Genomic DNA, 24613 nt, shown 5'->3' on the forward strand with positions numbered 1-24613 from the left:
GCTTACTTACCGGCTTCGTCGAGTAGCCGCATGGCGTCATCGGAAAGCGAGAGCTTCGCCGAATTGATGAGCGCGTCGAGCTGGCTGAGACTAGTGGCGCTGGCGATCGGAGCGGTGACGCCGCGCTTGCGCAGCAGCCAGGCAAGCGCGATCTCGGCCGGCTTCGCGCCGGTTTCGGCCGCGACCTTGTCGAGTGCTGCGAGGATGCGCAGGCCCTTGTCGTCGAGATAGGCGGAAACCCGTCCCTCGCGTGCCCGTCCCTCGGTATCCGCCTTGGTGCGATACTTGCCGGTCAGGAAGCCGGCGGCGAGGCTGAAATAAGTGATGACGCCGATGTCTTCCCTGACGCAGAGATCCGCAAGCGGACCTTCGAAACTGTCGCGGGCATAGAGGTTATATTCGGGCTGCAGCACGTCATAGCGCGGCAGGCCAGCCTTTTCGGCAGCATCGAACGATGCCTGAAGCTGCGTCGCATCGAGGTTCGAGCAGCCGACATGGCGGATCTTGCCCTGTTCCTTCAGCTTGGCATAGGCGGCAAGCGATTCCTCATGCGGCGTCTCGGGGTCCGGCCAGTGCGAAAGATAAAGGTCGATGTGATCGGTCTGCAGCCGCTTCAGCGAGGCTTCCGCCGCCTCGATGATATAATCGGCCTTGAGGCCCTTCTTGCCCGGACCCATCTCCGATCCGACCTTGGTGATGATGACAGCCTTGTCGCGCGAAACGCGGCCCTGCTTTAGCCATTTGCCGATGATCTCCTCGGAATCGCCGCCCTTGTTGCCGGGAACCCAGCGGGAATAGACATCGGCCGTGTCGATCGTGTTGAAGCCGGCATCGAAGAAGGCGTCGAGCAGTGCATAGGAGGTTTTCTCGTCGGCGGTCCAGCCGAAGACGTTGCCGCCGAAAACGATCGGGGCGACAAACAGGTCTGTTCGTCCAAGCTTGCGCGTGTCCATGCTGTTTCTCCAGGTCATTTGAAAGGTAAACCGGCGAGCGGACGCCGGAGGAAGGGACAAGGCAGGCTATCGGCCTTTCGCGGCGAAGACCACACACAATTTCTTTATTCCGCCGTCGAGCGCCGATAGTGGCTGGGCGGCAGCGTGTTGTATTTCGACCAGACGCGCCGCATATGCCGCGGCGAGGCGAAGCCGGATTTTTCCGCCACGCGCTCCATGTCCAGTCGTGAATTGGCGAGCACGTCACGCGCCAGCGTCACACGCATCAGATTGATATAGGCCGTCACCGACAGGCCGGCATGCTCTTGGAACAGCCGCGAAATATGCCGTGCGCTCATGGCGCCGATGCCGGCAAGCTCGGAAAGCGACCAGCCATGCGCCGGATCGGCCATGATCGCATCCTGAACGCGATGAATGGCGGGGTGGACATGGTTGCGCCCGCTGAGCCAGGGCGAGAGCTGCGGCTCGGCGCCGGTCCTGCGCATATAGACGACCATATGCCGGGCGATCGTCAGCGCCGTCACCGGCGAGGTCAGCTTGGAGGCGAGGTGCAGCATCAGGTCAGTGCCTGTCGTGATGCCGGCGCTCGAATAGCGGTCCCGGTCCTCGACATAAAGCCGGTTGTCGAGAACCCTGGCTGTCGGGGCATAGTGCCTGATGTCGTCGAGGCAGGCGGCATGGGAGGTGCAGGCATAGCCGTCCATCAGGCCGGCGCGGGCTGCGAGCACGGCTCCCGAGCAGATGGTGACGAGGGTGATGCCTGGACGGATCGCGCCTTTCAGCCACGCCGCGAGCGTGGCGAGCTCCGGCTCGACATCCTCGGCATCGTCGGGCGGCGTGACGCTGCCGGACAGGATGACATAGGCGTCATCCGGAATGAGATCGGGCAATGGCCTGAGATCGGCAAGCATCAGCCCGACCGAGGTCGTCTGCGACGGCTGGGCGGCGATGAACTGATAATCGAACAGGACGTCGCCCTGTTCGATATTGGCGCGGCGCAACACCTCTACCGGCCCGGCCACGTCCATCAGCAGCGTATAGGGCGGCAGGAGGACGTAGACGGGAATGATCCGCCGATGGAGGCGCCGGTCGCTTTGGGTCATGCGGCACTCCGGATTGATGCGTCGGCAAGTGCCTCTTCGACGGTTGCGATGCGGGCGAAACGGCCCGATAGCACCAGCTCGCTGCGCTTCTTGATATCGTCGGCACTGAAGACGGTGCCCGAGGCATGCGTCATCGGAAAGGTCAGCGTCGCCTCGGTGACGTAGTCGACTTCATAGCCGAGATCGGACGCGTGCCGTGTTGTTGTCTCGCAGCATTGTTCGGTGCGGATGCCCGAAACGATCACCTTGCGGATGCCGTTTGCCACTAGCCAGACATCGAGACCGGAGCCGACGAGTGCTGAGTGGCGGCGCTTGTGGAAGACGGCATCGGCCTCCAGCGAGATCTCATCGAGCTTGCGTACATAGCCGCTCTTCAGGCTGAAATGTGCGTCGTTATCCTCAACATGGAAAATCTGGACGACGGGAATGCCTTTCGCCTTGGCTCCATCGATCAGCGCCTGCAGGCGGGCGGTAAAGACCGGCAGGTCGTCCGTTCGCCAGTAGGGACGCTGGCGAAAGGATTCCTGAACGTCGATGACGAGCAGTGCGGTATCCGCATGGGACATTTTCGTATCTCCTGTGCTTGAAGGATAGCCGACAGTAGGCGTCGCTTGAAAGCTTCGAAAGCCATCTGGCAGACAGAAAGGGGACAAATACGGACATGATGTGATGGTCCTTATGCCCTCCGGTTCGCGCCTGCAGGCCGTCTCGGGCGTTGCGCCTTCGTCAAGGGCCGAATAAGGTTGGCGTCGATTTCGTTCAGAGCGGAATGTCCTGTTTCGCTTTACCCCACCGTGTTCACAAAGGATCCCGCCGGAAAGGCCATGTTGCGATCATCGCCATGCGGCCGTCTGTTTCGGGACGATGCTTCAGGAGAGAGAGCATGCTGCGTTTCGGAATTCTGTCGACGGCCAAAATCGGCCGCGATCTGGTCGTCCCCGCCATTCAGGATGCGGAAAACTGCGTCGTGACGGCGATCGCCAGCCGTGACCTCGATCGCGCCCGGCAGATGGCAGACCGCTTCTCCGTGCCGCACGCCTTCGGTTCCTATGAGGAAATGCTCGCCTCCGACACCATCGATGCCGTCTACATTCCGCTGCCGACCTCGCAGCATGTCGAGTGGACGATCAAGGCTGCCGATGCCGGCAAGCACGTGCTGTGCGAAAAGCCGATCGCGCTCAAGGCAGATGAGATCGACAGCCTGATTGCGGCTCGCGATCGCAACAAGGTGCTGGTGACGGAAGCCTATATGGTCACCTATGCGCCGGTCTGGCGCAAGGTTCGCTCGCTGCTCGCCGATGGCGCCATCGGCCGCCTGCGCCACATCCAGGGCGCCTTCACCTATTTCAACCGCGATGCCGGCAATATGCGCAATATTCCCGCGCTTGGCGGCGGCGGTCTGCCCGATATCGGCGTCTACCCGACAATCAGCACCCGTTTCGTCACCGGCCGCGAGCCTCTGCGCATTCAGGCCGTCACCGAGCGCGATCCGGAATTCGGCACGGACATCTACTCCAGCGTCAAGGCAGACTTCGGCGATTTCGAACTGACCTTCTATATCTCGACGCAGATGGCCAACCGCCAGGTCATGGTCTTCCATGGCACGGAAGGATTCATCGAGGTGAAGTCGCCCTTCAATGCCGATCGTTACGGCGCGGAAGAGCTGGAACTGACCAATCGCGGCCATTCGGAATCGCAGATCTTTCGCTTCCCCGACAGCCGCCAGTACAAGCGCGAGGCGGAGGCCTTCGCATCCGCAGCACTCGGGGAGGGCACGGAAATCGTGTCGCTGGAAAGCTCGAAGCTCAACCAGAAGGTCATCGACGCCATCTACCGCGCCAGCGAGAAGGATGGTTGGGAGCCGGTCTGAGGGCGTTCCTTATTTTCTGACGCAATTCCGGACGGAAAACCGCTGCACACTTTTCCTGGAATTGCTTCAGGAATTTTGCCGGTGGCGGAAGACGAAGCGCGAATAGCCGAAGAAGCTGAACGCAGTCGCTGCCGCCGATGCAAGCGTCAGCGCGATGATCGGCCGCAGTGACGGTTCGGTCATCAGCAGCGAGCTGAACAGAGCATAATTCAGCAGGGCCGAGGTCAAGCCGACCGAACCGTAGCGGAAGCCCTCCGCCGCCAGCGAGCGGTTGGATCGGCCGAAGGTGAAGTTGCGGTTGAGCACCCAGGTAGCAAGCAGTGCGCTCGGGATCGAGATGGCGCGGCCGATGAAGGGGCCGACGGGCGTGAACCACAGCAAGAGATGCAGGACGCCCGCATCGACGACGAAGCCGATGCTACCGGCGATCAGGAAGCGAAACAGCTTCTTCATGCGGCCTTGGCCCTTCTCTTCCGGCTTGCTGGTTTTTCGAGCTGCGTCATGTAAACGGTCCGGTCATCGCCGCTGTCACGCGAGGACGGTTTCGGCAGGCTCATATAGTGGATGCGCAACTGTTCGGCGCGGGCGCGCGCCATGGAATCGAGGATGATACCGGCCGTGAACAGCATGAAGGCGATCATCGTCAACGCTACGGAAAGCACCCAGGTCGGCATGCGCAATACCTGTCCGGTTTCGAAATACTCGATGAAAACCGGGATGGAGAAGCCAATGCTGAGCTCCATGGCAACGGCGCTCAGGATGCCGAAGAAGGCGAAAGGCCGCGTTTCCTTCATCAGCATGGCGAACATCCAGAGGATTTTCCAGCCGTCGCGGAAGGTGGAAAGCTTCGAGTGCGAGCCTTCCGGCCGCCGGCCGTAATCGAGCTCCAGCTCGCTGACGGGCAGCTTCAGCCTGGAAGCATGCACCGACATCTCGGTCTCGATTTCGAAGCCGCCCGAAACGGCCGGGAAGCTCTTGACGAAGCGGTGCGAGAAGGCGCGGTAGCCGGAGAAGATATCGGTGAAATCGGCACCGAAGATGGTGCGATAGAGCCAGTTGAAAATGCGGTTGCCGAAGGCATGACCCTGGCGGCCGGCATCGTTATGCACGTTGCGCCGCGTACCGACGACCATGTCGGATCCCTCGGTCAGCAGCGTGCGGATCAGCTCTTCCCCGTCTTCGGGCGCATAGGTGCCGTCGCCATCGGCCATCAGATAAATGTCGGCTTCGATATCGGCGAACATGCGGCGTACCACATGTCCCTTGCCCTGCCGGCGCTCGCGCACGACGGTCGCACCGGCAAGCATGGCATGCAGTGCTGTGCCGTCGGTCGAATTATTGTCGTAGACATAGATCGCGGCCTGCGGCAGCGCCTTCCGGAAACCGCATACGACCTCGCCGATCGTTGCGGCTTCATTGTAGCAGGGCAGGAGGACGGCGATGTTCAGCTTCTCATTCCACATGGTCTTGGCCGGTTGCTACGCGTGAAGTCAAGTTGAGGCCCGATTGACGATCCGGACGAGAGCTTATCCCGTTGGCTGTTAATAAGACCCTATGGCTGCGAAACAAAAATGGCGGGATATCGGCGCTGCGAAAAACATTATCGTGATGAAAGTGGCAACGGGCATAGGCTTTACTTTTTTTTGATCGGCAGCCGCTAGCGTATCCCCGACTATCCTTCCAACATGGGGTTTATCGAGATGGTGCAGACGCTGGCATTGCCGCCCGAGGCAGCCGGAACGGCAGAGAAGAAGGCGCTTCTGCGCTGGTCTCATCCTGCTCTCGTTGCGTTCGTCTACGCCGTCGTCGTCATCGTCGCGCAGCTCATCATTCATCGTAACCTCACGGACTATGTCGGCCCGGATAATGACGACGCCATGCGTCTTGTCGAAGTGCGCGATTTTCTCGCTGGCCAGGGCTGGTTCGACATGATGCAGTACCGCCTCGGCCTTGAGGGCGGGACGCTGATGCATTGGTCGCGCTTCATCGATCTGCCGATCGCAAGCCTTATCCTCTTCTTCCGGATGTTCTTTTCACCCGAAGGCGCCGAGGCGGCGGCACTGACCGTCTGGCCGCTAATGCTCGTCCTGCCGCTGATGTTCTTCATGGGTCTTGCAGGCAGGCGCATCGCCGGTCCGCAAGGCATGCATTTTTCACTGATCCTGACAGCATTCTTCGTGCTGCTTTCGCCGCGTTTCGTGCCGGGATCCATCGATCACGACAATGTTCAGCTTGGCCTCGTTGCCCTTGCCGTCGCCATGCTGGTCGACGAAAGCTACAGGCCTCACAATTTCGCGATTGCCGCCGTTGCGCTTGCCATCCAGCTCGGTATCGGCGCGGAGACGACACCCTTTGTCGCCGTCGCCTGCGTGTCGGTTGCCTGTTTATGGGCCTGGAAAGGCGAAGTCTTCGCACCTGCCGCGAAAGCCTTTGCCCTGACGCTGACGGTTGCCGTCAGCGCCGCCTTCTTTTCGCTGGTGCCGCCGCGCTTCTATTCCATGGTCACCTGCGACAATCTTTCGTTGGGCTTTTATGGCATCACCAGCGCCGGCTGCGTCGGGCTTCTCCTGTCGTCTCTCTTTGGCAGCCGTCTCTCCCGGCCCTGGCGCATTGCAATTCTCGCGGTCAACGGCGCATTCGTGTTTGCGACGACCGTCGCCCTTGCGCCGCAATGTCTGCGCAATCCGCTTGCCGATCTGGACCCCATGCTGGTGGATCTCTGGCTCAGCAGGGTGACCGAGGCACAATCGATCATCTCCGTGGCCCATCGACAGCCCGATACGCTCGGCGCCTTCTATGCGACGGGTCTCCTGGCGATGCTCATTTGCGCGGTTCGTATTTTGCGGGGCAATCGCGCGAGCCTCCATGCAATGCTGGTGGCTCTGATCGCGATCAATTGGATGATTACGCTGGTGCAGGTGCGCGGCGCAGAATTCGCCAATCTCCTGGCCATACCGCCATTGGCATTGGTGATCGCCGAACTGCGCAAAAGCTACATGGCCGATACGAGAAATCTTCGCTCCGTTCTGCTTTATGCAGCGACGCTATTGGCTTCCGTTCCGGCGGTTTGGGCCGTGGGCGGTGCGCTTGCGAACAAGGGGATTGTCAACGGCTTTATGGTCGCGACCCCGGCCAAAGCGGAGGAGACCTCCAATTGTGCCTCCAAGGAGGCCCTGGCGCCGATTGCTGGGCTCGAACCTGGGGTCGTCGCGGCCGCCTCAAACATGGGGGCGCCGATTTTGCGCTTCACGCCCCATCGTACCCTCTCTGGCCCCTATCATCGCGATCCCAACGGGATGCTGGCCGAGCTGCATATCGGTCTTGCGGAGCCGAAACAGGCCGAGGTGCTTTTGCGTGAGGCTAAGGTGACGATTGTCGCTTTCTGCAAAGATGATCCGCAAGTGGAAATCATGAGCGAGCGGGCGCCCAAGGGATTTTATGCGCAGCTAAGCGCCGGGCGTGTACCCGTTTATCTGGAGCCCATTGCGGCGTCGGCGGCATCGGGTGTGCAGTTCTTCCGGTTCAAGCCGCAGAATTGAGTTGGAGCATTTCAGCTCCTGCCGGGTTTTTGAACTGCTCCGAGTCACACAATTTCAGGGAAATCGCCAAATCCTTCCTGACGTTGCTTTTAGGCGCGGCGATGCTCCACCATGTCGGCGGTGACGAGATAGCCGATGAAGCCGAGATTGTAGCCGCCGAGCGCGATGAACAGCGTCGTCAGCGGCGGCGGAACGATCGATGTGGCGACGGCGACCATGAAAGCGATGCTCACGAGTGCCACGCCGAGCAGCGCGGCGATCGTCGAGCGCTGCAAGCCGGCGGCTATTCCGATGATCGTGGCGGTCGCGAATATCATCGCTCCATGTCCTCTTTACCAAGAATCAGTTTGCACAGGTTTACGCATGGATGGCTAAGAAATGCTTTGCCAGCAGGGTTAACGCTTGATGAAGCAATAGGCTCCGCGCCCTTTATGGGACATGCAAGGAGGCGGAGGCACGGAAAGTATGCGCACAATCCGTTCCCTCGATCGATTCAGACTTAAGCGGTATGCATCAGGCTCCGCATTTGCCGCGACATCGGGTAGAAGGAGCACATGAGCAGCTTTTTTGAGAATGATTCGCCTTCGAACCTGACGGAATACTCCGTCTCGGAACTGTCGGGATCGATCAAGCGCACGGTCGAAAATGAATTCGATCAGGTGCGCGTGCGCGGGGAAATCTCCGGCTATCGCGGCCCGCATTCCTCGGGCCATGCCTATTTCTCGCTGAAGGATGACCGGGCGCGCATCGATGCCGTGATCTGGAAGGGCACATTTTCCAAGCTGAAATTCCGACCCGAGGAGGGGATGGAAGTGATCGCGACCGGCAAGGTGACGACCTTCCCCGGCTCCTCGAAATATCAGATCGTCATCGAAACCCTGGAACCCGCCGGCGCGGGCGCCCTGATGGCGCTGTTGGAGGAACGCAAGCGCAAGCTGGGTGCCGAAGGCCTGTTCGATCCCGAGCGCAAGCGCAGGCTTCCCTTCATGCCCAAGGTGATCGGTGTGGTCACCTCGCCGACGGGCGCCGTCATCCGCGATATCCTGCACCGCATCTCCGATCGTTTTCCGGTGCACGTGCTGGTATGGCCGGTGAAGGTACAGGGGGATGGCTCCGGCGATGAGGTGGCGAACGCCATTCGCGGTTTCAACGAATTTGTCCCCGGCGGCCCGATCCCACGTCCGGACGTGCTGATCGTCGCGCGCGGCGGCGGCAGCCTGGAAGATCTCTGGAGTTTTAACGACGAGGCCGTCGTCCGCGCCGCTGCAGCGAGCGACATTCCGCTGATTTCGGCCGTCGGCCACGAGACCGATTGGACCTTGATCGACTATGCCGCCGACATGCGCGCTCCGACACCGACGGGTGCGGCGGAAATGGCCGTGCCGGTCAAAGCCGAGCTGGAAGCGCAGCTTGCAAGCCTCGCCGCTCGCTTGCAGGGCGGAGTGAGCAGGCAGATGGACCAACGCAGGCAGGTGGTGCGGGCGCTGCTACGCGCTCTGCCGTCGCTCGATCAGATTCTCGCTTTGCCGCGCCGCCGCTTCGATGAGGCAGCCGCCGGTCTCGGCCGCGGCCTGGAGCTGAACACGCTGAACAAGCGCCGTTCCTTCGAACGCCCGGCCTCGCAGCTGCGGCCGGATATCCTGTCGAACCGGATCGCCGAGCGCCGCCAGCAGTTGAGCGAGCGGATCACCCGTGCGGAGCGGACCATCGAGCGCATGCTCGACCGTTCTCGCGCGCGTATCGAACGGGCCGATGCCGTCTTCGCCACGCTACCCTCGCGCCTCGAGGCGCAGACCGGCCGCGCGCGCGACCGTCTCGGCAATCTCGTGCGACACGCCGATACCGCCATCCGCCATCAGCTGACCCGGGCACGCAGCGAACTTACGGCGCAGGAGCGCATCCTGCAGTCGCTCTCCTACAAGAACGTGCTGAAGCGCGGCTATGCCGTCGTGCGCGACGAAGACGATCGTCCCGTTTCGCTGGCAGCGGCGCTTTCGACCGGTGCCGCCATCTCGATCGAGTTTGCGGATGGCCGTGTTGGTGCGGTCACCAGCGAGGGCGGGATATCGCCATCGCCGACCGCGCCACCCTCAGCTACCGCGCCTTCGAAGAAGCGCGCTAGCAAGCCGGCAGCCCCTGCCACCCCACCGAAGCAGGGAAGTCTCTTCTGATGCGCATTCTGTTGGTGCTGGCCCATCCACTCGAGGATAGTTTCGCCGCCGCCGTGGCGAAGCTTGCGCAGGAGACGCTTGTCGCCGGCGGCCACGAGGTCGATCTGCTCGATCTCTATCGCGAGGGTTTCGATCCGCGTCTGTCGGAGGCGGAGCGGCGCGGCTATTTCGACCAGCCCTATGATGTGTCAGGCGTCGACGCCATCGTCGCGCGGCTGCAGGCGGCCGAGGGCCTGATCCTGGTTTTTCCGCAGTGGTGGTTCAATTTCCCGGCCATCCTCAAGGGTTTCTTCGATCGCGCCTTCGCGCCCGGTGTTGCCTTCATCCACGATGCTGCCGGCGGACGCATCGTGCCGAAGCTCACCAATATCCGCCTGTTCTGGGCGCTGACGACGACGGGCTCGCCTTGGTGGATCGTCCATCTCTACATGGGCAATCCGGTGCGGCGGCTGCTGAAGCGCGGCATCGCCGCCTTCTGCGCCAAGCGATTGAATTTCCGTATGCTGGCGCTGCATGACATGGACCGTGTCACCGATGCCGGACGCAAGGCGCATCTCGACCGTGTCAGGAAAGCCTTGGCAAGTATCTGACCTACGCTTGGGCATGTTGAAGCCATGCCTATCGGCACTGTCTGTCGCGCCCATCTTGCGTCGGCTTTCCAAATCTGAGAAGCTTGCTCTGTCTGAAACAGGTTAGGTTGGTGCGGTTGGCCCAACCCCCGCTAAGTGCGGGTCCTTCCACTACTTCGGTAGCGGCCCAAGACCTTGAGCGCCTCGCAATCTCGCGGGCGAACGAAAGGACTTGGTTATGCAGCAGCAGATTTCCGTCATCACCATCGGTGTTCTCGATCTCGATCGCTCCAGGCGCTTCTATGTGGAAGGCTTTGGCTGGACACCCGTCTTCGAGAACGACGAGATCATTTTCTACCAAATGAACGGCTTCGTCCTCGGCACCTTCAGGCTCCCGTCGCTGGAGGAGGATATGGGCCGATCCGGCCTGAAGTCACCGGGCGCCTTTTCGCTGGCGCATAATGTCGCCAGCCGTGAGGAGGTCGATGTCGTCATGGATCAATTGATCCAGGCAGGCGGGCACATGCTGCGCAAGGCCGATGCGCCGCCGCATGGCGGCTTTCGCGGCTATGTCGCCGATCCAGACGATCACGCCTGGGAAATCGCCTGGAATCCCTTCTGGCCGATCGATGAAAACGGCCTGGTGACGTTCGGCATCTAAATGCAGGAAAGCGGGCTCGTGGCCCGCTTTCCCTACGCTGAGATTGCCGTCAAATCCGGCTTACGCCCATTCGCCCTTGCGCAGCACCGGCACGCGCGAGCCGTCCGCATTGATGCCGTCGACATCGACCTTGTCGGAGCCGATCATCCAGTCGATGTGGATCAGGCTGGAATTGCCGCCCTGCGCCTTGATCTGCTCCTGGCTGAGCTTGGCGCCGTCGATGAAGCACTTGGAATAGCACTGGCCGAGCGCGATGTGGCAGGAGGCGTTTTCGTCGAACAGCGTGTTGTAGAACAGGATGCCGCTCGCCGAAATCGGCGAGGAATGCGGCACCAACGCCACTTCGCCAAGCCGGCGGGCGCCTTCGTCGGTGTCGAGCACCTTGTTCAGTACTTCCTCGCCGCGCGTCGCCTTGGCCTCGATGATCCGGCCGTCTTCGAAGCGTACCTGGATATTGTCGATCAGCGTGCCCTGATGCGAGAGCGGCTTGGTGGAGGAGACATGTCCTTCGACGCGCAGCGCATGCGGCGTGGTGAAGACCTCTTCCGTCGGAATGTTCGGGTTGCAGGTGATGCCGTTCTTCGCTGTGGAGGCGCCGCCATGCCATTCGTGGCCGTCGGCGAGGCCAACCGTCAGGTCGGTGCCCGGTCCCTGGAAATGCAGGGCGGAAAAGCGCTGGCCGTTCATCCAGGCCGAACGCTTGTGCAGATTGGCATTATGCTCTGCCCAGGCCGCGATCGGATCTTCGACATCGACGCGCGAAGCCGAGAAGATCGCCTTGGCGAGCTTTGCGACTGCGATCGCTTCCGGATCGTTCGGGAAGACCAGCTTTGCCCAGGACGGGTTCGGGTAGGAAACGATGTTCCAGTTGGTGTCGAAATTCGAGATCTTTTCGAGTGCCGGCTTGTAGGCTGCCGAATTGGCGCGGTTGGCGCGCGCCACCTTGTTCGGGTCCTGGTTGGAGAGCAACATCGGGTTGTCGCCGGCGATGGCGAGGCGCGCCGTGTTGCTGGAGAAGGCCTTGGCCATGCCCTCGTAGAGCCAGTTTGCGGCGCGGTCGAAGCTGGCATCATGCCCGTATTCGTAACGGGCAAGCGTCGTCTCTTCGTCTGAATAGAAGGTGGAGACGAGTCCTGCGCCGGCCTTGTAGGCCTCGCGCGTGATCAGCCGCACCAGCGGCATCGCCGCGACCGGCGCCGTCATCAGCAGATCCTGGCCGGCCTGCAGCTGTAACCCGACCTTTACGGCCACTTCCGCAAGCTTTTCCAGCTTGGCGTGATCGACGGGATGATGGTTGGGGGAGGCTGATGTCATGACAAAACCTGCTTGCTTGCTTTCGAAGATGGTCAGAAGACTTAGACCTGTTTGCGGCGAAATTGAAGGCGGTTTGTCCGATCTTGGGGAAGGTCAAGCAATCAGCGGCGCGGCCTTGGCCTTGAGCGCGGCCAAAGCGTCCTGTGGGCTCAACCGCACCTGCAGGCCGCGCTGGCCGCCATTGATATAGACATAGGCTTCGGTCATCGCCTGTGCTTCGATCGCCGTCGGCACGATCTTCTTCTGGCCGAAGGGGCTGATGCCGCCGACATGATAGCCCGTCAGGCGCTCGGCATCGACGGGCTTCATCATGGCAGCCGATTTGCCGCCGAAGGCAGCGGCGAGCTTCTTCATGCTGACTTCGTGATCCGAGGGCACGACAACGCAGACCGGCTTGCCATCCACCTCGGCCATCAAGGTCTTCAATACACGATGCGGCTCCTCGCCCAGTGCCTCCGCCGCCTGCAGGCCGACACGCTCCGCATTCGGATCATAGTCATAGGCATGCACGGTGAAGGCGACTTTCGCCTGGGTCAGCACTTGCGTGGCGCGGGTGGTTTTGGACATGGGAGCAATATTTCCAGGCGTGCGGCTTTATCCGCGTTGGGAATGAACGCGATCAAGCTTTTCAAGAATGTCCAGACCACGAGCTTTGTCGCCCTTGGCTGCCCTGAGCCGAAACCGTGTCTCTGCATCGAATTCCGTGAGTGCTTTTGTGGTCAGTTCTTCGAAAAGCTTGTTGAGGCTTGTCCCGCGAGAGGCGGCAAGAGCCTTCAGCCGTTCATGCTGGTCGTTTGGAAGACGAATTGTCAGCGTGCTCATGTCAAAGCTTCCTCTGAATAAGAAATTCACCTGCTGTATGAATGTTCAGCTGCGGAAATAGCAATTCCGCTTGGGCGAAATCTTTTTTGTTTGCCGTTATCAACGCCGAAGCGCCGCCACCGACCGCCAGTTCGATCAAATGATTGTCTCCTTGGTCGTGCAAGTTTGGACGCCATAGGTAATATATGGGAATCCACAAGCAGCTTGAAAGGAATGCATCGAGGAGTGTGGAGCGATCTTCTCTTGAGATGAATCGATTGTCGAAAAGGGCATCCCTTCCGCAAACATCCTCGTATTCGGCAAACAACGCGTTGCTGATCAGTGGAGCCAGGCGCCCTTCGAGACAGAGGCGGATCACCTGTCGCGGCGCACCATCGGCGTTCATGATCGCAGAAACGAAAATGTTCGTGTCAATGACAACCTTCATGCGAATTTGATAGCATATATGCTATCAAATTCAAAGTGTGGTGGCTGATCAAGCCTTGCCGAACGCGGCCGCATAAATATCCGGCTTGAAGCCGATGAGCAGTTTGCCGTCCGCTTCCAGCACGGGGCGCTTGATCATCGAAGGCTGCGCCATCATCAGCTGAATGGCCTTGTCCTTCGAAAGATCGGTGCGATCGGCTTCTGGCAGGGCCTTGAAAGTCGTGCCGGCGCGGTTGAGCACGACTTCCCAGCCGGCGTCCTTCGTCCAGCGTTCCAGATGATCCCGATCGATGCCGACGGCCTTGTAGTCGTGAAAGTCATAGGCAATGCCATGGCCTTCGAGCCAGGTGCGGGCCTTCTTCATCGTGTCGCAGTTCTTGATGCCGTAAATGGTGATCGTCATGGCGAATCCGTCTCTTGCTGTCCGGTAGCGCATAGCATGCGAATAAAGGCGGATGAAAGCCGGCCAGATGGAGAAGCGGTTCTCTCATCCGTTGCAGTTACCGGCGATAATCCTGTAAATATGCAGCATGCATATTTATCGTGCGGGTTGGAGCATGGCGACGGACAAGGAAATAATGCGACTGGAAAACCTCCTTGGCGCCATGAGCCTTGCTCTGGTGGATAAGATGGAAAAGGCTTTTGTCGCTGAAACCGGCCTTGGACCGAGCGCCATTGCCGCCATCGTTCAGATCGGCACCGAGCCCGGCCTGACGATCGAGACCTTGCGCCGAATGATCGCGCTTTCCCATTCCGCCACCGTGCGCCTCGTCGATCAGCTGGTGACGTCCGATCTCGTGCTGCGTGCAGGTGGTGTCGAGGGAGATAAGCGCGCCCGGTCACTGCAATTGACGGAGAAAGGCCGCCAGCTCTTTGACAGGAGCCTTGCCGCCCGCCGGGCCGTTATCCATCGGGCTTTTGGCGTGCTGGGACGGGAGGAGACAGCGCAGTTCGGTCGTCTCATCGAAAAGCTGCTGCCGGCATTGGTCGATCTTGGTGATGACCAGGATGTGGTCTGCCGTGTTTGCGATCAAGGCGTTTGCGACCAGGATCGCTGCCCGATTGCCTTCATGACATAACTTCAGGATAGGAGCCTTGACATTTTCATCAAATATATGCACACTACATACATATACTTCGAAGAGCAATAACTGCCACCTTCGATAATCTGAACATTGCCTGCATCAATTCGATCGGAGGCATGATCGTGATGGGAAACCGTTCAATTATTATCCGGCTAATGGATAGCCATCGCGCGGCTCTTGCGAGCGCGCTGCATCATATCGGTCGCTTCGGCATTCTTCTCAGGGTATCAGCGGCGATCGCCTTCACCATGCGCTGCAAGGTGATCGATCGCCGCTAAAGGAAATCAATCTTCCAGCGTACCCGGCTTGCGGGCGACGGAGCTTGGTCTGTCCGAGCCGATCTTCATCAGATCGCCGCGTCGGCGCACCAGCCGGTCCGAGACGCGAGTGACGATCAGGCCCGCCTGCGGCGCGCGGACATCGATCATGCCGTCCACCATGCCGGGCGCAGTGATAATGGTCGCCAGCAGGTCGCCTTCTTCGATCCGTTCGCCGATATTGCGATGGAAAAGCACGGTGCCTGCCTGTGGCGCACGGATCATCTCGACATTGTCGAGCGGCACGGCCGGTCCGCTAAAGATGCCAGGCGCGACACCGTCGTCCCGTACCGCACCGCGCACGGCGAGGAAGCGCCAGAGCCCTTCGGCATCGTTCTTTGCCATTTCGGGATAGACGTCGCGCGTGCCGCGTAATTCCACCGTCACCGAAAGCTTGCCCGGCAGCCTCGCCTTCTTTTCCCCCGGCACTTCATATTTCCAGGCGAAGCTGACGGCCTCCTCGAAGGCCGAGCTTTCGCCGTCGGAGAGCAGCACGGCATCCATGTCAAGCGCTGCCGCAAGATCGGAAGCCTCCGGCCAGAATGCCTCGTCGATATAGGCATATTGCAGGGATTCGTCATCGCAATGGAGGTCGATCACCAGATCGGCACCGAGCGCCATATGGATCAGCTGACGCTTCAGCCGGTCGACGGCGGGGTAGCGTTCCAGATTTTCGATCAAAAGATCGCGGTCACGCAGCGAGATCAGTGGAAAGTCGCGGTTGAAGTTGGTGCGCGATCCGAGATCGAAGCGGCCCTGCATCTCGCCGAAATGCGATTGCGCCGCGCCGATCGGGTTCGCGTGCGGGACGACGACGATATCGCTCAGAATGGCGCCTTCGGCTTCCGCTTTTCGAAGCCGCTCGCAGAGAAAATGCACCAGCGCCGTGCCCGGCAGCTCGCCGGCATGCAAAGCGGCCTGAATGTAGATCTTCGGCGCATCGGGCTTGCTGCCGGCAAAATGCAGAACGGGCAGCCGCCATGCGATCCCCGGAGTATCGCCTTCGATGACGATTTCGGTGATGTTCATATGTGGGCCTCCTGCTTTGTGATCATCGCAGACCCATATCAAGCCTTGGCTGCAGGCCGCAACCATTTGTCGCCTGACGACGGCATGCGGATCGGGAAGGGCAGCCTGAACGGCTCTAGCGGCTGCCGTTCCTGCGCAGGCAGAAGCTCAGGATCAGGCTGAGCAGCACCGCACCGACGCCGAAGGAGAAGGGCGCGGCATAGCCGAGGTGATCGGCGAACAGGCCGGCGATCGGGCCGGTCGAGCCGAGCGATACATCGAGAAAGATCGAGTAGAGCCCCAGCGCAACGCCGCGGTTCTGCGGAGGGATACGCTCCATGGCCTCGTTGCCGAGTGCCGGGAAGACGGGCGCGAAGCCCGCGCCGGCGAGAGCCGCGCCGATGATGGCAACCGTTGGTGAGGGTGCAAAGGCGAGTGCGGCGAGGCCGATGATTTCGATGACAAGCGAAATGCGCACCAGCGGCAGGCCGCCGAAGCGGGCGACAGCCTGCGCAAGACCCAGGCGCACGCCCATGAAGGCAAGGCCGAAGGCGCTGAGCGCGAAGGAGGCGCCGTCCCAGTTGCGGCTATGGAAGAATAGCGCGACGAAGGCCATGACGACGCCGAAGCCGCTCGAGGCGAGCGCCAGCGCGACGCCGTACGGTGCAACGCGGCTCAGCACCTGGCCGGTACCGATGCCCTTTTCCTTCACGCCCGGAACCGGGGGCCGCGTTTGCGCCAGCGTGAAGCCGGCAACCGCGAGGATGATGGTGACGACGCCGATGGCGAAGAAGCCGTATTGCCCCTGCAGCCAGGCGCCGAACGGCGCGGCGAGCGCTATACCGCCATAGGTGGCGATGCCATTCCAGGAGATAATGCGAACGGTCTCGCGTGATCCCATCAGGCCGATCGCCCAGGTGATCGCCGCCGTGCTCACCCAGCTCTCGCCGATGCCGAGCGCCAGCCGGCCCGCAAGCAGAAGAGCAAGGCTTGCTGCCGGGACCTGGATCGTAAAGGTGGAGGCGATGGTGAGTGCGCCAGACAAACCATAGGCAAGGAAGCCCAGGAAGACCGAGCGGCGTGGCCCATACTGATCACAGAGCCGCCCGACATGCGCCCGGCTGACGATGGTCGCCACATATTGCGTGCTGACGGCGATGCCGGCCCAGACGACGCCGAAGCCGAGGCTGCTGTCGACATAAGTCGGCAGAACCGCAAGCGGCAGGCCGATGGCAAGGTAGCCGAAGAATGTCAGCGCGACGATCGAGATGAGAGACAGGGTCGAAGTGGACCGGATGGTCTGGGAAGCAGTGTTCACGGGATATCGCCTGCGGGCACCGGCAGCGGTGTCCATGCTGTTTGCCACGAAGGATCGGGTTTTCGTATCGGATAGCCATGACGGCGGCGGCCTGAGAGCCGTGCGCCGCCATATGCAACCGGTATCAGGCAGGAGCAGGCATGGTCAACGAATTGCTGCCTTGCAGCAAAAGCCATTGACGGGATGAATGGATTGTGCGTCGAAGCTAAAACACCCCATCGCAATGAGTGGAGCCCTGCCGGGAGGCTCCGCTCACAGGTTATCACATTGTCAAGACGACACTGGCCGTGGTTCTGCCCGCCTCAAGGTCGGCATGGGCCTGGGCTGCGTCCTTGAGCGCGTATTCGGCGCCGATCGGATTGACGAGGCCTGCCTGCAGCGCAGCCATCAACGCGGCGGCGCCCTGGCGGTAGAGCTCCGGATCGCTGGCATAGGTCAACACGCTCGGGCGCGACAGGCCGATCGCGCGGGGCGCGGTCAGTTCCTCGATCTGGATCGGTGGAATGGGGCCGCCTGCCTGGCCGAGACTTGCGACCATGCCGAAGGGGCGTACGGCGGCAAGGGTCTGCGACAGCATGGTGCCGCCGATCCCATCGACGGCGAGATGCACGCCGCGACGATCGGCAATGCAGCGCGTTTCCTCCACCCAATCCTCGGATGTGTGCAGAAGAACCGCGTCGGCGCCTGCCTCATAGGCGAAGCCCGCTTTGGCTTCGGAGCCGACCGTGGCGATGACGTTTGCGCCAATCCGCTTGGCAAGGCGCGTCACGAGCTGGCCGAGACCGCCGGCGCCAGCATGCACCAGCACCCATTCGCCTGCTTTCACGGGATAGACCTTTTGCAGTACCATTTGTGCCGTCAATCCGCGCAGCATCGTGCTGCCGGCAACGCGTTCGCTGACGCCTTCGGGCAGTTTCACCAGTCGGGTGGCTGAAAGCGTGCGCACCTCGGCATAGCTGCCAAGCGGATGGCCGATATAGGCGACGCGGTCGCCAACCTTCAATCCTGCGACTTCGGGGCCGACCGCGTCGACGACACCGGCGCCCTCGAAGCCGAGCACGCTTTGCCCTGGCGGCAGCGGATAAAGTCCGGAACGGACATAGATATCGACGAAATTGACGCCGGAAATGCTCTGGCGGATGCGGGCTTGGCCCAGGCCCGGCTCAGTGGCAGGGAGTTCGATGGCTTTCATGGCCTCGGGTCCGCCAGGGCCGGTAATGGCAATCGCTAGGGGCATGCGGAAGTCTCCTTTCAGGAGATCTTTGACCATAAAGCCCGGCTTGAATAAATTCGGTATGAACTCACCATACCTGTGCAATAATGCACCGATGATAGACTGGCAGGACCTTCACCATTTCGCCGCCCTGGCACGAACCGGCTCGCTGTCTGCGGCGGCGCGGGAGCTCGGAGTCGATCACGCAACGGTTGGCCGGCGCATTGCCGCGCTGGAGCGCTCGCTCGATCTGCGCCTCATCGACCGGCGGCCGCGTACCTCGCCTTTGACGGCGGACGGCCGCGCCATTGCCGAACTGGTGGGACGTATCGATGAAAATGTCGAGGCGATCCGGCGCTATTCGAAAAGTGCCGTCGCCGGGCTTTCCGCAGCGGTCAAGATCAGTGCGCCACCATCGGTCGCCGCTCATCTTCTCGCCCCGAAAGCCGCGCTGTTTCGCATGGACCATCCGGACATTACCTTGACCGTCGCCGGTGTCTCGCGCCGTGCTGCGATCGATTACGGCGAGACGGATATTGCTGTGAGAACGACGAGGCCGGAGGAGAACGATCTGCTGGTTCGGCGCATCGGCGTGATGCGCTTCGGTCTTTACGCCGTCCCATCCTTTGCGCAGATGCCCGAAGAAGACTGGGTCTTTATCGGCTATGATGCAGCCCTTGAGCATCTGACACGGGAGACCTGGTTGCGCGGTCTGCTGGCCGGCCGGCCAATCGTATTCCGCGCCGCCGATATCTTCGGGCAGCTCGAAGCTGCGCGCGCCGGCATTGGCGTTCTCGTGCTTCCCACTTTCCTGGGGGATAGCGAACCCGCTCTGACGCGCCTTCCGGTAGCGGTTCCGTCCCCTACGCGAGACCTTTGGCTAGTGACTTATCCGGATTTGCGCCGTTTACCGGCTGTCCGCGCCGTCATGGATTTTGTCTGCGATGTGATCGGCCAAAGCTGTCCTATCCGGGATGACGTAAGCGCGGGGACGTAGGGCAACTCAGGGTCATATTTTCTTGTTGCAGCTTCGCCGCGAATCTCTATCCATAAATGGATGCGCCATCCCTATGGTCGGTGATCGATGACGAAGCTGGGCAGTTGGTTCGTGGTGGACAGGGCGGATCTGGTCGCGGGCATATCGGTTGCCGGACTGATGCTGCCGGAAGCGGTCGCTTACGCAGGCATTGCCGGCCTGCCGCCGCATCGTGCGATCCTCGCCGGCATCGCCGGATGTCTTGTCTATGCGATATTCGGCCGCAGCCGCTTTGCCATCGTCTCTCCCACATCCTCGTCCGCAGCCATTCTCGCCGCCACCTTGGCGGTGGTGCCGGGCGATGCCACGATCAAGGCGGGGCTTGCCACGGTTGCCGTGGCGCTCGCCGGCATTCTCTTCGTCATCGCCGGCGCATTGCGCCTTGGCGGCATCACCGGTTTCATCTCGCGGCCGGTCCTGCGCGGCTTTGCGCTCGGGCTGGCGATCACCATCATCCTGCATCAGCTGCCGATCCTCGTCGGCGTACCGGTGCAGGGCTCGAATATCCTGACCTACGCGACAGCACTCTTCGGCGCTATTCTGCAGTGGAATCCGATCAGCGTCATATTCGGCATCGTCGCGCTGGCGGCATTGCTGCTCTTGAAGCGATTGCCGGGCATTCCCGGCGCTTTCCTCGTGCTCGTCGCAGGCATCTTCGCCTCCTATCTGTTCGGCCTGGAAGGTCATGGCGTCAAACTGGTCGGCCCGATCGAGATCCTGCCGCAATGGCCGTCGCTGCCGGACGCCGACTGGACCGCCTATTCGCGGCTGGTGCAGTTCACCGTGCCTCTTGTCCTCATCCTCTTTGCCGAATCCTGGGGCACGATGCGGGCCTTGGCGCTGCGTTATGGCGAAACGCTGGAGGTCAATCGCGAGCTTGGCGCGCTGGGTGCTGCCAATCTCGCCAGCGCCGTCGTTCAGGGCATGCCGGTCGGCGCCGGTTTTTCCGCCGGCTTCGCCAGCGAGGCGGCTGGCGCGAAGACGCGGGCGACCACCATCTTTGCCGCGATCGGCCTGGCGATCCTGATTGCCTGTGCCGGGCCGCTCGTTGCGCTTCTGCCTGAGCCGGTGCTCGCCGCCGTCGTGATCGCGGCTCTTACGCACGCGCTCGATCCCAGTCCCATCCTGCGTCTGCGCCGCCTGCATCGCGATTTCTACGTGGCAGTGGGTGCTGCTGTCGGCGTGCTCGCCTTCGGCGTCCTCAACGGCATGCTGCTGGCGATCGCGCTCTCGCTTGCCGCCATGATGCATCGCCTGGCCTCGCCGCATGTCGCCCGTTTGGGGCGGCTCAACAACAGCCATGACTTCGTCGATGTCAGCAGGCATGACGATGCGTCCGAGATACCGGGCATTGCCATCTGGCGCCCCGGCGAAACCCTGTTTTTCGGCAATGCCGATACGATCTTCGGCGAGATATTGTCCGGCAGCCGCAGTGAAGCCGGGTTGCAGGCAGCCATTCTCAGCCTGGAAGAAAGCTCCGATATCGACAGCACGGCGATGGACGCCTTGATGGAGTTCGACAGCGCGATGCAGCGAGCCGGTCTCCGCGTGCAGTTTGCCCGTGTGCATGACCGTGTTCGCGATCTCATGACGGTCGCCGGTGTTGCGGAGGTCGACAAGCGCTGCAGCTTCAGCGTCGATGATGCGGTGACGGCAGTGATGGCGGATCAGAAGCAGCCGATGGCGTGAAGAGGCCGCTCAATCATGCAAAGTCCAATAGCACAGATGATCGTGCTTGGCCTCTCCCTGCAGGCTGTTAATGAGGACGAAGTCCCTGGCGGTCCAACTCACAGGTTCCTCGAGCATGATGTCGGGAACGAGGTGTCCTTGATAGAGCAGCGTCATATGCGGCTCGACGGGCTTTTCCTTAGTTGGCGCGATGCCCGTGAGCCGTATGGCATCGGCCAGTTCCCGATGAAGCGCCTTCAGTTCTGCATTGCCGTCCTTGTTCCATAGGACAAGCGGACGGTTGTTGCCGTTGCCGAAGCTGACAGCCCGATCGAAGACGACGGGAAAGGGCGGTTTCCTCACCCTCGACGCAGCTTCCATCGCCGCAAATGCCACGTCCTCGGGCAGGCAGCGAAACGAGCCGATCGGGTAGAGCGTCACATGAAAGAGATCGGCCCGACGCGGCTTCGTGGAAAAACGGTACTGCCTGCGAAAATTTCCAGCCAGCTCATGGCTGTACGTGGCGATCGCCGCATCGGGCAGGAGTGCGAAATAGAACTCGTTGACAGGCCGTTGATCGATTGGCGGCGGTGTCCGCGTGTGTGATCCGCCTGCGAGATAGAGCGAAAGCTGCCCATTATTCTTCATGGGTTTGCATCAAAGCCGCGTTGCTTTGCCTCCTCTTTTTTGACCGCGGCATCGTAATGCATTGCGAACGGCCAATCAAGAACAAAACGAGAACATATAGTGAGTTCAAGATTCCAAAAGGCCGTATCCCTCATTTCAAAATGCGATCGAATAAAAGGCAGGCCTGATCTGTTCATTCCAAGCGAGGCTCGCTTCCGTTCTCTCAAACAAGGAATGACGTCCATGTTGACCAAAGCTATCTTTTCAGTCGTCCTCTTCGCCCTCATCGGGCTCGGCATTTCCGCCTGCTCCACCTCGGGCGATCACAATTCCGGCGGCGGCATGACGCTGAACGCGCCTCCGACTGGCGGCGGATATTGATCTTTCAGCTCGCAATCGCCCTGAAGCCGCTCCATCGCCGCTAAAACGGTGGCAATTCTCGATCTTTGCAAGAATCGGGTTGAATTCGAGGCTCCCGAGGACGATTTTCATGACAAGTGGAAACACGGGAGCTTTCGTCATGAACGAGGCAAGGCAGAATTACCTGATCTTCGAAACCGCTGGCGGCTTCTGCGGCATCGCCTGGAACGATGTCGGCGTGCTGCGCTTTCAATTGCCGACCAAGGATGCCGGCGCGACTGAGCGCCTGCTTCTGCGCCGCTTGCCGAATGCGCAGCCCGGCACGCCGACCTCGCAGGTCACTGAGGCGGTCGCCAAGGTGAAGCGCTATTTCGCCGGTGAGGAGATCGACTTTTCCGACGTCGCGCTCGACCTCGGCGAGCAGGATGCTTTCTTCAAGCAGATCTACGATGCGGCCCGGCAGGTCGGCTGGGGCCACACCACCACCTACGGGGCGCTGGCCAAGCAGCTTGGCGCAGGGCCGGAAGCCGCGCGCGATGTCGGGCAGGCCATGGCGAAGAACCCGGTGGCGCTGATCATCCCCTGCCACCGCGTCCTGGCCGCAGGCGGCAAGATCGGCGGCTTTTCCGCGCCGGGCGGCTCCAATTCCAAGGCTCGCATGCTGGAGCTGGAAGGCGTCCAGCTGGCGCCGCCTAAGCCGGTCCAGCAATCGCTGGCGTTTTGAGCCGGACGATCGGGTGTACGGCTAAAGCTGCTCGTCCTATTCCTTCGGCCCCTGGCGGGCGCGCGAAAACAACAGCGTCTGCTTGTCATTGAGGCGCATCGGCTTCGGATCGCCATAGCCCGCCTTTTCGGCAACACGGATCGAGGCCGCATTGTCGGGCGAGATCAGGCAGACGCTGCGATCAAATCGTGGCTGCTGGTCGAGCCAGGCGACGGCCGCCGCCAGTGCCTCCGTGGCAAAGCCCCTGCCATGCGCCCATGCCGCCAGTGCCCAGCCGGCCTCCGGAATACCCCTGATCGGCGGTTCCATCACCCTGTGAAAATCGGCAAAGCCGAGATCGCCGACATAGCGGCCGGAGGATTTCTCGCGGATTGCCCAATAGCCGTGTCCGAGCAGCGGCCAGAGACCATGATAGGACAGCATCCGCATCCATGACTCCCTGGAAGTGGAGACCACATTGCCGAAAATATGCCTCACGACCAGAGGATCGCTCCACATGCCCGCAAGCGGCTCGAAGTCATCGAGCGTGTGTCCCGTTAGGACAAGCCGTTCGGTTTCCAGTCGCGGAGGGAAAAGCGCTACTTCCATAAAGGCAGACCTTTGATTTAGCTTTGGGCGCCGTGCTGCAGGCGCTCCGCAAGCGCATCCAGATCGGGCAGGAACCAGACTTCACGACCCCTATTGGATTCATACACGAAATCGCGCAGGGCATTACTGTCCGCGATCCATCCGGAGATGTCGCCGACGATGACGAGCTGCGAACGATAATTGACGAATTTCTGGATGATCGCGCCGGCGATGCGGGTTGAGAGCTGGAAAAACTCCTCGCTCAGCCGGGATGTCGGAACGACCACCAGCTGGGCTTCAGTGTCCCATGCAGCGCTGATCCAATCATTCACCTCCGTTTCGCTGGCGAGGAGCGGACCGTTGTCGTTACCGATGACGACTTTTCGGCCGGAGAATTCTTGGACTGTGTACATGCTGGTTCGACTTTGCCTGCTGTTGAAGTATCGCTTTCGCCATCAATCCATAGGAATGGTGAGGACAGCTATCATGTAGCGCATGGCGTTCCTAGGCCCACCAGATGCAATCCCTGGGCTCCGCCGAGGTTGGAAGCCTGTTGCGGGAGAGGCGTAGCACCGCGACCAGGTCGCCCCTTCGGCCTTTCATCGCCAAAATGTGTATTTTGCACCTTTACAAGCTGGGCTGGCTTCAATTAAGTGTATTATGCACATATATGGAGCGAACGTTATGCCATCCAGAATCCTCGTTATCGTCGGCAGTGTCAGGCCGAACCGTATATGCCCCGCCGTTGCCGAATGGGTGACCGCGGTCGGGCGCGAGCTCCTGTCGGCCGAATTCGAGATCGTCGATTTGCGTGACTGGCCCCTGCCGATGGACGCCGAACCCGCAATCCCGGCCACAGGTGATTATCACACCGATCTCACCAAGGCCTGGAGCGAAAAGATCACAAGCGGCGATGCCTTCGTCTTCGTCAGCCCGCAATACAATTGGGGCTATCCGGCCGTATTGAAGAACGCGCTCGATCATCTCTATCGGGAATGGGCAGGCAAGCCGGCCATGATCGTCACCTATGGCGGCCACGGCGGCAACAAATGCGCCGCCCAGCTTCATCAGGTATTGACCGGATTGAAGATGAAACCCACCGAAACCATGCCCGGCTTTACCCTGTCGCGCAGCCGCATCGAAGCGAATGCCGGCGAGGTGGACCCGACGACGGAGTTTGCCGATGGGCGACCGATGCTTGAACAGGCCTTTGGCGAGTTGGGTCGCCTCTGAGCACGCAATCCTTGCGGCATCGATCTTCC

The 24613-nt window shown here is 61.0% G+C and carries 29 protein-coding genes; 12 read left to right on the forward strand and 17 right to left on the reverse strand.

What is annotated here, in order from left to right; genetic code table 11:
* Window positions 1–2: 2 nt before the first annotated feature.
* The 3 genes from GA0061103_RS21450 to GA0061103_RS21460 form a co-directional block, all read right to left on the reverse strand.
* A complete protein-coding gene (locus tag GA0061103_RS21450; RefSeq protein ID WP_092714779.1) occupies window positions 3–953 on the reverse strand; it encodes an aldo/keto reductase in 951 nt (316 codons plus the stop codon).
* Window positions 954–1057: 104 nt separating this feature from the next.
* The gene (locus GA0061103_RS21455) at window positions 1058–2056 is read right to left on the reverse strand and encodes a GlxA family transcriptional regulator (protein WP_092714781.1); all 999 of its coding nucleotides are present in this window, start codon (window positions 2054–2056) and stop codon (window positions 1058–1060) included.
* On the reverse strand, window positions 2053–2622 hold the full coding sequence (locus GA0061103_RS21460) for an isochorismatase family protein (RefSeq protein ID WP_092714783.1): 570 nt from the start codon (window positions 2620–2622) through the stop codon (window positions 2053–2055). The genes GA0061103_RS21455 and GA0061103_RS21460 overlap by 4 nt, the downstream gene beginning before the upstream one ends.
* Window positions 2623–2939: 317 nt before the next feature.
* Here GA0061103_RS21460 and GA0061103_RS21465 point away from each other — a divergent pair, with 317 nt between their 5' ends.
* Window positions 2940–3926 (forward strand): Gfo/Idh/MocA family protein, encoded by a 987-nt coding sequence (locus GA0061103_RS21465; protein ID WP_092714784.1) that lies wholly within the window; start codon window positions 2940–2942, stop codon window positions 3924–3926.
* A gap of 66 nt (window positions 3927–3992) precedes the next feature.
* Here GA0061103_RS21465 and GA0061103_RS21470 read toward each other — a convergent pair whose 3' ends face one another.
* The gene (locus GA0061103_RS21470) at window positions 3993–4379 is read right to left on the reverse strand and encodes a GtrA family protein (protein ID WP_092714786.1); all 387 of its coding nucleotides are present in this window, start codon (window positions 4377–4379) and stop codon (window positions 3993–3995) included.
* Window positions 4376–5389, reverse strand: a complete 1014-nt coding sequence (locus GA0061103_RS21475; protein WP_092714788.1) for a glycosyltransferase — start codon at window positions 5387–5389, stop codon at window positions 4376–4378. Before GA0061103_RS21475 ends, GA0061103_RS21470 begins: the two co-directional genes overlap by 4 nt.
* A gap of 237 nt (window positions 5390–5626) precedes the next feature.
* Here GA0061103_RS21475 and GA0061103_RS21480 point away from each other — a divergent pair, with 237 nt between their 5' ends.
* Window positions 5627–7465 (forward strand): hypothetical protein, encoded by a 1839-nt coding sequence (locus tag GA0061103_RS21480; RefSeq protein ID WP_092715175.1) that lies wholly within the window; start codon window positions 5627–5629, stop codon window positions 7463–7465.
* A gap of 89 nt (window positions 7466–7554) precedes the next feature.
* Here the strand turns inward: GA0061103_RS21480 and GA0061103_RS21485 are convergent, their stop codons facing one another.
* On the reverse strand, window positions 7555–7782 hold the full coding sequence (locus GA0061103_RS21485) for a homogentisate export protein (protein ID WP_092714790.1): 228 nt from the start codon (window positions 7780–7782) through the stop codon (window positions 7555–7557).
* A gap of 237 nt (window positions 7783–8019) precedes the next feature.
* Between GA0061103_RS21485 and xseA the strand changes: the two genes are divergently transcribed.
* The 3 genes from xseA to GA0061103_RS21500 all read left to right on the forward strand — a co-directional run bounded on the left by xseA (window position 8020) and on the right by GA0061103_RS21500 (window position 10866).
* Window positions 8020–9636 (forward strand): exodeoxyribonuclease VII large subunit, encoded by a 1617-nt coding sequence (xseA, locus tag GA0061103_RS21490; protein WP_092714792.1) that lies wholly within the window; start codon window positions 8020–8022, stop codon window positions 9634–9636.
* On the forward strand, window positions 9636–10226 hold the full coding sequence (locus GA0061103_RS21495; RefSeq protein ID WP_092714794.1) for an NAD(P)H-dependent oxidoreductase: 591 nt from the start codon (window positions 9636–9638) through the stop codon (window positions 10224–10226). The genes xseA and GA0061103_RS21495 overlap by 1 nt, the downstream gene beginning before the upstream one ends.
* A 217-nt stretch (window positions 10227–10443) precedes the next feature.
* Window positions 10444–10866 (forward strand): VOC family protein, encoded by a 423-nt coding sequence (locus GA0061103_RS21500; protein ID WP_092714796.1) that lies wholly within the window; start codon window positions 10444–10446, stop codon window positions 10864–10866.
* A gap of 60 nt (window positions 10867–10926) precedes the next feature.
* Here GA0061103_RS21500 and GA0061103_RS21505 read toward each other — a convergent pair whose 3' ends face one another.
* From GA0061103_RS21505 to GA0061103_RS21525, 5 genes are all read right to left on the reverse strand, one after another.
* Entirely contained in the window at window positions 10927–12180 is a 1254-nt protein-coding gene (locus tag GA0061103_RS21505; protein WP_092714798.1) for an aminopeptidase, read from the reverse strand.
* Between the two features lie 93 nt (window positions 12181–12273).
* Window positions 12274–12747 carry a Cys-tRNA(Pro) deacylase gene (gene ybaK / locus GA0061103_RS21510; RefSeq protein ID WP_092714800.1) on the reverse strand — a complete coding sequence of 158 codons (474 nt, stop codon included), beginning with the start codon at window positions 12745–12747 and terminating at the stop codon, window positions 12274–12276.
* Between the two features lie 27 nt (window positions 12748–12774).
* Window positions 12775–13002, reverse strand: a complete 228-nt coding sequence (locus GA0061103_RS21515; protein WP_092714802.1) for a toxin-antitoxin system HicB family antitoxin — start codon at window positions 13000–13002, stop codon at window positions 12775–12777.
* Between the two features lies 1 nt (window position 13003).
* Window positions 13004–13429, reverse strand: coding sequence for a putative toxin-antitoxin system toxin component, PIN family (locus tag GA0061103_RS21520; RefSeq protein WP_092714804.1), 426 nt, complete (start codon window positions 13427–13429; stop codon window positions 13004–13006).
* A gap of 48 nt (window positions 13430–13477) precedes the next feature.
* A complete protein-coding gene (locus tag GA0061103_RS21525) occupies window positions 13478–13831 on the reverse strand; it encodes an ArsC family reductase (RefSeq protein ID WP_092714806.1) in 354 nt (117 codons plus the stop codon).
* A 175-nt stretch (window positions 13832–14006) separates the two neighbouring features.
* On the opposite strand from GA0061103_RS21525, the gene GA0061103_RS21530 reads away from it, so the two are divergent.
* Window positions 14007–14507, forward strand: a complete 501-nt coding sequence (locus GA0061103_RS21530; RefSeq protein ID WP_245304839.1) for a MarR family winged helix-turn-helix transcriptional regulator — start codon at window positions 14007–14009, stop codon at window positions 14505–14507.
* 131 nt (window positions 14508–14638) lie between these two features.
* Entirely contained in the window at window positions 14639–14791 is a 153-nt protein-coding gene (locus tag GA0061103_RS35085; protein WP_167376626.1) for a hypothetical protein, read from the forward strand.
* Window positions 14792–14797: 6 nt separating this feature from the next.
* On the opposite strand, the gene GA0061103_RS21535 is transcribed toward GA0061103_RS35085, so the two are convergent.
* From GA0061103_RS21535 to GA0061103_RS21545, 3 genes are all read right to left on the reverse strand, one after another.
* A complete protein-coding gene (locus GA0061103_RS21535) occupies window positions 14798–15859 on the reverse strand; it encodes a M14 family zinc carboxypeptidase (protein ID WP_092714810.1) in 1062 nt (353 codons plus the stop codon).
* Between the two features lie 115 nt (window positions 15860–15974).
* Window positions 15975–17156 (reverse strand): MFS transporter, encoded by a 1182-nt coding sequence (locus GA0061103_RS21540; protein ID WP_092715177.1) that lies wholly within the window; start codon window positions 17154–17156, stop codon window positions 15975–15977.
* A 262-nt stretch (window positions 17157–17418) separates the two neighbouring features.
* On the reverse strand, window positions 17419–18393 hold the full coding sequence (locus GA0061103_RS21545; RefSeq protein ID WP_092715178.1) for a quinone oxidoreductase family protein: 975 nt from the start codon (window positions 18391–18393) through the stop codon (window positions 17419–17421).
* Between the two features lie 91 nt (window positions 18394–18484).
* On the opposite strand from GA0061103_RS21545, the gene GA0061103_RS21550 reads away from it, so the two are divergent.
* Window positions 18485–19366 (forward strand): LysR family transcriptional regulator, encoded by an 882-nt coding sequence (locus tag GA0061103_RS21550; protein WP_092714811.1) that lies wholly within the window; start codon window positions 18485–18487, stop codon window positions 19364–19366.
* Window positions 19367–19453: 87 nt separating this feature from the next.
* Window positions 19454–21094 (forward strand): SulP family inorganic anion transporter, encoded by a 1641-nt coding sequence (locus GA0061103_RS21555; RefSeq protein ID WP_092714813.1) that lies wholly within the window; start codon window positions 19454–19456, stop codon window positions 21092–21094.
* Between the two features lie 9 nt (window positions 21095–21103).
* Here the strand turns inward: GA0061103_RS21555 and GA0061103_RS21560 are convergent, their stop codons facing one another.
* Window positions 21104–21721, reverse strand: a complete 618-nt coding sequence (locus GA0061103_RS21560) for a 2'-5' RNA ligase family protein (RefSeq protein ID WP_092714815.1) — start codon at window positions 21719–21721, stop codon at window positions 21104–21106.
* Between the two features lie 222 nt (window positions 21722–21943).
* On the opposite strand from GA0061103_RS21560, the gene GA0061103_RS35090 reads away from it, so the two are divergent.
* Window positions 21944–22081: a hypothetical protein gene (locus GA0061103_RS35090; RefSeq protein ID WP_162747748.1), complete on the forward strand. Its 138-nt coding sequence runs from the start codon at window positions 21944–21946 to the stop codon at window positions 22079–22081.
* A 139-nt stretch (window positions 22082–22220) separates the two neighbouring features.
* The gene (locus GA0061103_RS21565) at window positions 22221–22784 is read left to right on the forward strand and encodes a methylated-DNA--[protein]-cysteine S-methyltransferase (RefSeq protein ID WP_092714817.1); all 564 of its coding nucleotides are present in this window, start codon (window positions 22221–22223) and stop codon (window positions 22782–22784) included.
* Window positions 22785–22820: 36 nt separating this feature from the next.
* Here GA0061103_RS21565 and GA0061103_RS21570 read toward each other — a convergent pair whose 3' ends face one another.
* Entirely contained in the window at window positions 22821–23372 is a 552-nt protein-coding gene (locus tag GA0061103_RS21570) for a GNAT family N-acetyltransferase (protein ID WP_092714819.1), read from the reverse strand.
* Window positions 23373–23389: 17 nt separating this feature from the next.
* Window positions 23390–23764, reverse strand: coding sequence for a DUF4180 domain-containing protein (locus tag GA0061103_RS21575; RefSeq protein WP_092714821.1), 375 nt, complete (start codon window positions 23762–23764; stop codon window positions 23390–23392).
* 271 nt (window positions 23765–24035) lie between these two features.
* Here GA0061103_RS21575 and GA0061103_RS21580 point away from each other — a divergent pair, with 271 nt between their 5' ends.
* A complete protein-coding gene (locus tag GA0061103_RS21580; RefSeq protein WP_208603546.1) occupies window positions 24036–24584 on the forward strand; it encodes an NADPH-dependent FMN reductase in 549 nt (182 codons plus the stop codon).
* Window positions 24585–24613 lie beyond the last annotated feature (29 nt).

Origin of the sequence: Martinezella multihospitum, assembly GCF_900094585.1 — a bacterium.
Lineage (GTDB): Bacteria > Pseudomonadota > Alphaproteobacteria > Rhizobiales > Rhizobiaceae > Rhizobium > Rhizobium multihospitium.

What these genes read in the sequence shown, in the direction of transcription:
- GA0061103_RS21450 (WP_092714779.1), bottom strand. Translation starts at nt 953, where the DNA reads ATGGACACGCGCAAGCTTGGACGAACAGACCTGTTTGTCGCCCCGATC.
- GA0061103_RS21455 (WP_092714781.1), bottom strand. Translation starts at nt 2,056, where the DNA reads ATGACCCAAAGCGACCGGCGCCTCCATCGGCGGATCATTCCCGTCTAC.
- GA0061103_RS21460 (WP_092714783.1), bottom strand. Translation starts at nt 2,622, where the DNA reads ATGTCCCATGCGGATACCGCACTGCTCGTCATCGACGTTCAGGAATCC.
- GA0061103_RS21465 (WP_092714784.1), top strand. Translation starts at nt 2,940, where the DNA reads ATGCTGCGTTTCGGAATTCTGTCGACGGCCAAAATCGGCCGCGATCTG.
- GA0061103_RS21470 (WP_092714786.1), bottom strand. Translation starts at nt 4,379, where the DNA reads ATGAAGAAGCTGTTTCGCTTCCTGATCGCCGGTAGCATCGGCTTCGTC.
- GA0061103_RS21475 (WP_092714788.1), bottom strand. Translation starts at nt 5,389, where the DNA reads ATGTGGAATGAGAAGCTGAACATCGCCGTCCTCCTGCCCTGCTACAAT.
- GA0061103_RS21480 (WP_092715175.1), top strand. Translation starts at nt 5,627, where the DNA reads ATGGTGCAGACGCTGGCATTGCCGCCCGAGGCAGCCGGAACGGCAGAG.
- GA0061103_RS21485 (WP_092714790.1), bottom strand. Translation starts at nt 7,782, where the DNA reads ATGATATTCGCGACCGCCACGATCATCGGAATAGCCGCCGGCTTGCAG.
- xseA (WP_092714792.1), top strand. Translation starts at nt 8,020, where the DNA reads ATGAGCAGCTTTTTTGAGAATGATTCGCCTTCGAACCTGACGGAATAC.
- GA0061103_RS21495 (WP_092714794.1), top strand. Translation starts at nt 9,636, where the DNA reads ATGCGCATTCTGTTGGTGCTGGCCCATCCACTCGAGGATAGTTTCGCC.
- GA0061103_RS21500 (WP_092714796.1), top strand. Translation starts at nt 10,444, where the DNA reads ATGCAGCAGCAGATTTCCGTCATCACCATCGGTGTTCTCGATCTCGAT.
- GA0061103_RS21505 (WP_092714798.1), bottom strand. Translation starts at nt 12,180, where the DNA reads ATGACATCAGCCTCCCCCAACCATCATCCCGTCGATCACGCCAAGCTG.
- ybaK (WP_092714800.1), bottom strand. Translation starts at nt 12,747, where the DNA reads ATGTCCAAAACCACCCGCGCCACGCAAGTGCTGACCCAGGCGAAAGTC.
- GA0061103_RS21515 (WP_092714802.1), bottom strand. Translation starts at nt 13,002, where the DNA reads ATGAGCACGCTGACAATTCGTCTTCCAAACGACCAGCATGAACGGCTG.
- GA0061103_RS21520 (WP_092714804.1), bottom strand. Translation starts at nt 13,429, where the DNA reads ATGAAGGTTGTCATTGACACGAACATTTTCGTTTCTGCGATCATGAAC.
- GA0061103_RS21525 (WP_092714806.1), bottom strand. Translation starts at nt 13,831, where the DNA reads ATGACGATCACCATTTACGGCATCAAGAACTGCGACACGATGAAGAAG.
- GA0061103_RS21530 (WP_245304839.1), top strand. Translation starts at nt 14,007, where the DNA reads ATGCGACTGGAAAACCTCCTTGGCGCCATGAGCCTTGCTCTGGTGGAT.
- GA0061103_RS35085 (WP_167376626.1), top strand. Translation starts at nt 14,639, where the DNA reads ATGGGAAACCGTTCAATTATTATCCGGCTAATGGATAGCCATCGCGCG.
- GA0061103_RS21535 (WP_092714810.1), bottom strand. Translation starts at nt 15,859, where the DNA reads ATGAACATCACCGAAATCGTCATCGAAGGCGATACTCCGGGGATCGCA.
- GA0061103_RS21545 (WP_092715178.1), bottom strand. Translation starts at nt 18,393, where the DNA reads ATGCCCCTAGCGATTGCCATTACCGGCCCTGGCGGACCCGAGGCCATG.
- GA0061103_RS21550 (WP_092714811.1), top strand. Translation starts at nt 18,485, where the DNA reads ATGATAGACTGGCAGGACCTTCACCATTTCGCCGCCCTGGCACGAACC.
- GA0061103_RS21555 (WP_092714813.1), top strand. Translation starts at nt 19,454, where the DNA reads ATGACGAAGCTGGGCAGTTGGTTCGTGGTGGACAGGGCGGATCTGGTC.
- GA0061103_RS21560 (WP_092714815.1), bottom strand. Translation starts at nt 21,721, where the DNA reads ATGAAGAATAATGGGCAGCTTTCGCTCTATCTCGCAGGCGGATCACAC.
- GA0061103_RS35090 (WP_162747748.1), top strand. Translation starts at nt 21,944, where the DNA reads ATGTTGACCAAAGCTATCTTTTCAGTCGTCCTCTTCGCCCTCATCGGG.
- GA0061103_RS21565 (WP_092714817.1), top strand. Translation starts at nt 22,221, where the DNA reads ATGAACGAGGCAAGGCAGAATTACCTGATCTTCGAAACCGCTGGCGGC.
- GA0061103_RS21570 (WP_092714819.1), bottom strand. Translation starts at nt 23,372, where the DNA reads ATGGAAGTAGCGCTTTTCCCTCCGCGACTGGAAACCGAACGGCTTGTC.
- GA0061103_RS21575 (WP_092714821.1), bottom strand. Translation starts at nt 23,764, where the DNA reads ATGTACACAGTCCAAGAATTCTCCGGCCGAAAAGTCGTCATCGGTAAC.
- GA0061103_RS21580 (WP_208603546.1), top strand. Translation starts at nt 24,036, where the DNA reads ATGCCATCCAGAATCCTCGTTATCGTCGGCAGTGTCAGGCCGAACCGT.